This is a genomic window from Micromonospora acroterricola, from assembly GCF_003172955.1.
In the GTDB taxonomy this organism is placed as follows: Bacteria; Actinomycetota; Actinomycetes; order Mycobacteriales; family Micromonosporaceae; genus Micromonospora; species Micromonospora acroterricola.
In genome coordinates this window covers 1-5100 of the sequence record NZ_QGKR01000054.1, presented here as the reverse complement: position 1 = coordinate 5100, position 5100 = coordinate 1, and the positions used below count along the sequence as shown (strand labels likewise).

Sequence of the window (5100 nt, the reverse complement as noted above, 5' to 3'; positions counted from 1 at the left end):
GAGTTACGGCGGTCATGGCGGAGGGGAAACGCCCGGTCACATTCCGAACCCGGAAGCTAAGCCCTCCAGCGCCGATGGTACTGCACTCGTGAGGGTGTGGGAGAGTAGGACGCCGCCGGACAATCTTCCAGTCGAGGGCCGCCCCATCCGGGTCGGCCCTCGACTGCGTAGCGCCGTTGGTGGCGCAATGAGGAAGGATGTACCTGTGAGTTCAGGACCGCAGGGCGGAGACCGTCCCCGTCGTTACGAAGACCGTACTGACGGCCCGGGCGGACGCGACCGCGGCCCGCGCCGCGACGACCGACCCCCGTACCGGGGCGACCGGGACAACGCTGGCGGCGCGCGAGGCGGATACGCCGGCGGCCGCGACGGCGGTTCCCGTGGTGGTGACCGGGACGGTTCGCGCTCTGGCGCGCCGCGTGAGGGTGGCTACCGTGGCGGCGACCGGGACGGTTCGCGCTCGGGCGCTCCCCGCGAGGGTGGCTACCGTGGCGGCGACCGTCGTGAGGGTGGTTTCCGTGGTGGTGACCGGGACGGTTCGCGCTCCGGTGCGCCGCGTGAGGGTGGCTACCGGGGTGGCGACCGGGACGGTTCGCGCTCGGGCGCTCCCCGCGAGGGCGGCTACCGAGGTGGCGACCGCGATGGTTCCCGTTCTGGCGCTCCCCGTGAGGGTGGCTTCCGGGGCGGTGACCGCGATGGTTCCCGTTCTGGTGCTCCCCGTGAGGGTGGCTTCCGGGGCGGTGACCGCGATGGTTCCCGTTCTGGTGCTCCCCGTGAGGGTGGCTTCCGGGGCGGTGACCGCGATGGCTCGCGCTCCGGCGCTCCGCGTGAGGGTGGCTTCCGCGGCGGCGACCGTCGTGAAGGCGGTTTCCGTGGCGGCGACCGCGATGGCTCGCGTTCTGGCGCTCCCCGTGAGGGTGGCTTCCGCGGGGGTGACCGTCGTGAAGGCGGTTTCCGTGGCGGCGACCGTGATGGTTCGCGCTCGGGTGCGCCGCGTGAGGGCGGCTACCGTGGCGGCGACCGCGAGGGTGGCGGCTTCCGTGGTGGTGACCGTCGTGAGGGCGGTTACCAGGGTGGCGACCGCGGCCGCTCCGGTCCGTCCCGTGAGGGTGGTTTCCGTGGCGGTGACCGCGATGGTTCGCGCTCCGGTGCTCCCCGTGAGGGTGGCTACCGTGGCGGCGACCGTGACGGTGGTTTCCGTGGCGGCGACCGTCGTGAGGGCGGCGCTCCCCGCGAGGGTGGTTTCCGCGGCGGTGATCGGGACGGTTCGCGCTCCGGTGCTCCGCGTGAGGGTGGCTACCGTGGCGGCGACCGCGAGGGCGGTTTCCGTGGCGGCGACCGTCGTGAGGGTGGCTTCCGGTCTGGCGCTCCGCGCGAGGGCGGCTTCCGTGGTGGTGACCGTGACGGTGGTTTCCGTGGCGGCGACCGTCGTGAGGGCGGTCCCCGCGAGGGTGGTTTCCGCGGCGGTGACCGGGACGCTTCGCGCTCCGGTGCTTCCCGTGAGGGTGGCTACCGTGGTGGTGACCGCGAGGGCGGCTTCCGCGGCGGCGACCGCCGTGAGGGTGGCTTCCGTGGTGGTGACCGCGAAGGCGGTTTCCGCGGGGGTGACCGTCGTGAGGGTGGCTTCCGTGGGGGCGACCGCGACGGTTCCCGGCCGAGCGGGCCGCGTGAGGGCGGCTTCCGCGGCGGTGACCGCGAGGGCGGTTTCCGTGGCGGCGAACGCCGTGAGGGCGGCTTCCGTGGGGGCGACCGCGACGGTTCCCGGCCGAGCGGGCCGCGTGAGGGCGGCTTCCGCGGCGGTGACCGCGATGGTGGCGGCTTCCGTGGTGGCGACCGTCGGGAAGGTGGCTCCCGTGAGGGCGGCTACCGGGGCGGTGACCGCGATGGTGGCTTCCGGGGCGGTGAGCGGCCGCGTCGCGAGGGTGAGTTCCGCCGCGACGACCGTGCGGGCGCCGAGTCGTCCGAAGGCGGGCGCATCCAGGCCCCGGCATTGCCGGACGACATCCAGGCGACCGACCTGGACAAGGACGTTCGCGCCGAGCTGCTCTCGCTGAACAAGCCGGTCGCCGAGACGGTGGCCCGGCACCTGGTCGCCACCGGTCAGCTGATCGACGAGGATCCGGCTGAGGCGCTGGCGCACGCGCTGGCCGCCCGGCGGCTCGCGTCGCGCATCTCCGCCGTCCGTGAGGCGGTCGGCCTGGCCGCGTACCACGCGGGGGAGTGGCAGACGGCGATCGCCGAGCTGCGCACGTACCACCGGATGAGCGGCCAGCAGAGTCACCTGGCCGTGTTGGCCGACTGCGAGCGCGCCCTGGGGCGGCCGGAGCGGGCCATCGACCTGTTCCGCGGCGCCGACCGGGACAAGCTGGACCAGGCCGTGGCGATCGAGCTGCTGATCGTCGCCGCCGGTGCCCGGGGCGACCTCGGGCAGAAGGACGCCGCGGTGGCGATGCTCCAGGTCCCGGATCTCACCAGCGAGGCCACCGTGCCGTGGACGGCCCGGCTGCGCTACGCGTACGCCGACGCGCTGCTGGCGGTGGGCCGGCGTGAGGAGGCCCGCGAGTGGTTCTCCCGCGCCGCCGACGTCGACACCGAGGGCGAGACCGATGCCGCGGAGCGGCTGCTGGAACTCGACGGTGTGGTCATCGAGGGCGACGAGGAGGACGAGGCGGCCGAGGAGATCGCGGCTGGCCCCGGTACTCCCGGCGCGGTGCCGGCTCGACCGGACACCGAGCTGGCCGCCGGTGACGACGAGGACGACGACCGCGACGACGACTTCGACGACGACGAGGACGAGGACGACGACCGCGACGAGGACGACGACCGCGACGAGGACGACGACCGCGACGAGGACGACGACCAGGACGACGACCAGGACGACGACGGCGACCAGGACGAGGACGACGACGAGGACTTCGACGACGACGAGGACGGCGCTGCCGGCTCCGGAGACGACGAGGACTTCGACGGCGAGGACGAGGACCGGCACCCGGACGAGAGCGGGCGCGCCGAGGCGGACACCACTGCCGACCGGCCCGTCGCGACCGGTGACGGCGACGCGGTGAACACCGACGGGACCGGTCCGGCCCGGGACGACGAGGCCCGGGACGACGAGGCCCGGGACGACGAGTCGGGGTCGACGCAGCGGTGAGCGCGGACGCCGGGGAACGGCTGATCGACGGGTACACCCTGGTCGTCTTCGACCTGGACGGGGTGATCTACCTGATCGACCGGCCGATCCCCGGCGCCGTCGAGGCGGTGGCCCGTCTGCACGCGGAGGGGCGGGCGGTGGCGTACGCCACCAACAACGCCTCCCGCCGGTCCAGCGACGTCGCCGACCTGCTGACCGGGATGGGCGTACCGGCCCGGCCGGAGGAGGTGCTCACCTCCGCCGCGGCCTCGGCCGAGCTGCTGCGCGACCGGCTGCCCGCCGGCGCGCCGGTGCTGGTGGTCGGCGCGGAGGCGCTGCGCGCCGAGCTGCGGGCGGTCGGGCTGACCCCGGTCTCCCACGCCGACGACAAGCCGGCCGCGGTGGTGCAGGGCTACGGCCCGCAGGTGGGCTGGGCGGAACTGGCCGAGGCGTCGGTCGCGGTGCGGGCCGGCGCGATCTGGATCGCCACCAACACGGACCGGACCCTGCCCAGTAGTCGCGGCCCGCTGCCCGGCAACGGGGCGCTGGTCGCCGTGCTGCGTACCGCGCTGGAGCGGGACCCCGACGTGGTGGTCGGCAAGCCGGAGTCGGCGCTGTTCGAGACGGCCGCCCGACGTAGCGACGGTGGCCGGACGCTGGTCGTCGGCGACCGGCTGGACACCGACATCGAGGGCGCATGCCGGGCCGGGCTGGACAGCCTGCTCGTGCTCACCGGTGTCAGCGACGTACCCGATCTGCTCGCGGCCGAGCCGCGGCGCCGGCCCACGTACGTCGCGCGGGACCTGGCGGGGCTCTTCGACCCGGCGGCCGCGGTGCGGGTCCCCGGTCCGGCGGACGCCGGAGGCTGGTCGGTGAAGGACCGTGGCGACGCGCTGGAGCTGGACGGGTCGGGCCGACCGCTGGACGCGTTGGCCGCGCTCTGCGCGGCGGCCTGGTCGGCCCCGGCGTTGCCGAGGATCCGCCCGGCGGGCTCGGACGCGGCCCGCGTGCTGGAGAGCTTCGGCCTGCCCACGGGCGGATGACCCGGCTCGTCGACCGAGCTGGTCGGGCCGGCTCGTCGACCGAGCTGGTCGGGCGCGCGTCAGAGCAGCTTGCGCAGCTTCAACAGGTCGAACGGGTTGGCCTTGATCGACACCCGGCGAGAGGCGACCGCGCCGGTGACGTCCAGGTCGCCGCGCACCAGGGCGAGCAGGTCGTTGCTGGACGTGCTCAGCGCGATCTTGGCGTTGGGGTCGTCGCCGTCGGCCAGCTCGATCAGCCGACCGCCGGTGATCCGCCCGTGGAAGGCGGTGTCCAGGTCGGTGATCCGGCAGGCCAGGGTCCGGTCCAGGTCGATCCGTTCGCGCACCGTCTCGGCGTTGCGATCCAGTCGCGCGGCCAGCTCCTGCAATGCCTGCCGGCACTCGTCCACGCTGGCCACGTCTCCCCCTCGCTGATCGCCACGCCGTCCCCGGCACCGTACCGCACGGGACCGTGCGGGGCGCCCGGTAGCGTGACACCTGCACACCCCGCCCCGCGGAAGGACTCAGGCATGCAGGACGCGTGGCGCGCCTACCTCGAACTGGCCATGGGCCTGGCGGAGGCGCCCCGGAAGAAGGCCCAGGACGTGGTCCGCCGGGTCGTCGGCTCCGGCGGCGCGACCGCCGCCCAACTCCAGGCCCTCGGCGAGGAGCTTCTCACCACCGGCGCCGAGAACCGCGAGGCGTTGACCAAGCTGGTCCGTTTCGAGGTCGACCGGGCCCTCGGCGCGGTTGGCCTGGCGACCGCCGACGAGGTCGCCGAGCTGACCCGGCGGGTGCGCGACCTGGAACGGCAGTTGCGCGAGGCGCGCGCCGCCGAGCCGGGCGGCGCGCCGTCCGCGGTGTCCGCCCCGCAGCCCGACCAGCCCCACGCCGCGCAGCCCGACGCCGGTCTCGTACCGTCGGACGGGCCGGCGGGCGCCCCGGGAT

General features: G+C 74.7%; 5 protein-coding genes and 1 rRNA gene. 4 read left to right on the top strand and 2 right to left on the bottom strand.

The window, feature by feature from the left end; all coding sequences use genetic code 11:
* The first annotated feature begins 4 nt into the window (after positions 1 to 4).
* Positions 5 to 121: ribosomal RNA gene (gene rrf, locus DKT68_RS00755) — 5S ribosomal RNA — on the top strand.
* Between the two features lie 90 nt (positions 122 to 211).
* Here the strand turns inward: rrf and DKT68_RS00750 are convergent.
* Positions 212 to 2086 carry a hypothetical protein gene (locus tag DKT68_RS00750; RefSeq protein ID WP_109815512.1) on the bottom strand — a complete coding sequence of 625 codons (1875 nt, stop codon included), beginning with the start codon at positions 2084 to 2086 and terminating at the stop codon, positions 212 to 214.
* Here DKT68_RS00750 and DKT68_RS00745 point away from each other — a divergent pair.
* Both DKT68_RS00745 and DKT68_RS00740 read left to right on the top strand, forming a co-directional pair.
* Positions 2075 to 3151 (top strand): tetratricopeptide repeat protein, encoded by a 1077-nt coding sequence (locus DKT68_RS00745; protein ID WP_236646652.1) that lies wholly within the window; start codon positions 2075 to 2077, stop codon positions 3149 to 3151. The two genes, DKT68_RS00750 and DKT68_RS00745, sit on opposite strands and share 12 nt — an antisense overlap.
* Entirely contained in the window at positions 3148 to 4173 is a 1026-nt protein-coding gene (locus DKT68_RS00740; protein ID WP_109815511.1) for an HAD-IIA family hydrolase, read from the top strand. Before DKT68_RS00745 ends, DKT68_RS00740 begins: the two co-directional genes overlap by 4 nt.
* Before the next feature lie 59 nt (positions 4174 to 4232).
* Here the strand turns inward: DKT68_RS00740 and DKT68_RS00735 are convergent, their stop codons facing one another.
* The gene (locus DKT68_RS00735) at positions 4233 to 4571 is read right to left on the bottom strand and encodes an SCP2 sterol-binding domain-containing protein (RefSeq protein ID WP_109815510.1); all 339 of its coding nucleotides are present in this window, start codon (positions 4569 to 4571) and stop codon (positions 4233 to 4235) included.
* Between the two features lie 111 nt (positions 4572 to 4682).
* On the opposite strand from DKT68_RS00735, the gene DKT68_RS00730 reads away from it, so the two are divergent.
* A partial coding sequence (locus DKT68_RS00730) for a phasin family protein (protein ID WP_407940679.1) occupies positions 4683 to 5100 on the top strand: 418 nt, incomplete at its 3' end.